Here is a 1567-nt window from a genome sequence, read left to right as displayed (position 1 = left end):
TGGGATTACTGAAGTTTTTATAACTTGTAAGTACATCAAAACCAGTACTTATGCATCACCTAGAACAAGAATTGGATCGACATCAGCTTACCATGATCGATCTGGAATCTATGGTAGCCCAAGACTCTTACGCCCGTTTGGTGGATTGTTTTGTCAATAACCTTCCTATGGACCAATTGGGCTTTGCCCTTACTACGCATGAAGCAACTGGACGTCCTCCATATCACCCCTCGGTACTGTTAAAGCTCTATATGTATGGATACCGCCATGGCCTGCGCTCATCCAATAAGCTACACCAGGCCTGTTTGGTCAACGTGGAAGTATGGTGGCTACTTAAAGGGTTAAAACCAAGTCCCAGGACCATTTGTTATTTTAGAAAACACAATGCCAAAGCCTTTAAGAAGGCCTTTCAGTACTTTGTACTGATGCTCAAGGATTGGAAACTCATCGATGGAGAGACCATTGCCATTGATTCCTTCAAGATCAGGGCACAAAACAGTTTGAAGCACAATTTTAACCAAAAGAAAATAGACCGCCACATAGACTATATTGACAACAAAATTGCAGAATACCAACAGCAACTCGATCAGGCCGATGGCACCCAAGAACGGCAAGAGATCCAAACCAAGATAGCCAGACAAGAGCAAAAGAAACAAAACTACAAGCGGATAGAACAACAGCTTAACCATAGTGGGCAAAGCCAGATAAGTACGGTAGACCCAGATGCGCGCTCGGTCATCCTGCACCGCAACATCGTCAACGTGGGCTACAACATACAAGCAGGGTGCGACAGTAAGCACAAGCTGTTTACCAATGCCCAAACGGGAAACGTTAATGACACCCGTGCCCTGGCCAGTATGGCCATCGAGGCCAAGGAGCTCCTCCAGGTCGAACAGATGGACACCCTGACCGATAAAGGGTACACTACAGGAGCAGAGATTGCCGCCTGCATGCAAGCGGGGATTACAACATATTCCGCTCCCAAGGAACACTCCAGCCAAAAAAATGGGCTATACGATATGCAGGACTTCCAATATAACGAGCTTAATGATACCTATACCTGTCCGGCAGGAGAAGTGATGCATACCAACGGAAAGTGGTACAACAAAAACGGACACCGTGTTAAGCACTATAAAACCAAGGCCTGTGCGGGATGTGGATTAAGAGAAAAATGCACCAATAATAAAAATGGCCGATTCATTGAACGTAACTATTACCAAAAGGACTTGGAGGAAAATCAAAAACGGGTAGAGGGCCGTCCGGACTATTACAGACAAAGGCAACAGATTACCGAGCACCAGTTCGGGACACTCAAGCGACAGTGGCATTTTACACATACTCTGGTAAGAGGTAAAAAGCAAGTCCTCTCGGAAGTATACCTGTGCTTTAGTGCCTACAACTTACTGAGATGCATGCAAATATTGGGAAGCAAAGAGCTAAAAAACAGACTTGACCTAATTGGTTGTAAAATGAATAGCATAATAGCCACTTTAGTAGACCTTCTATGCTTCTTTTTTGAAAAAGACCATACACTGATAATCTACAAATCTTAAAATTTTAAGGCCCT

At 44.3% G+C, this 1567-nt stretch carries 1 protein-coding gene; it reads left to right on the top strand.

Annotated elements, in window-relative coordinates; genetic code table 11:
- The first annotated feature begins 50 nt into the window (after positions 1-50).
- Positions 51-1553 carry an IS1182 family transposase gene (locus tag ABD792_RS19120; protein ID WP_345008189.1) on the top strand — a complete coding sequence of 501 codons (1503 nt, stop codon included), beginning with the start codon at positions 51-53 and terminating at the stop codon, positions 1551-1553.
- Positions 1554-1567: the final 14 nt, after the last annotated feature.

The sequence above is a fragment of the Snuella lapsa genome (genome assembly GCF_039539345.1).
Lineage (GTDB): Bacteria > Bacteroidota > Bacteroidia > Flavobacteriales > Flavobacteriaceae > Snuella > Snuella lapsa.
Note: the sequence above shows the minus strand (reverse complement) of the source record. Positions and strands in the feature narration are given on the sequence as shown.

Coding starts and splice junctions, on each gene's coding strand:
- ABD792_RS19120 (WP_345008189.1), top strand. CDS start 51: ATGCATCACCTAGAACAAGAATTGGATCGACATCAGCTTACCATGATC.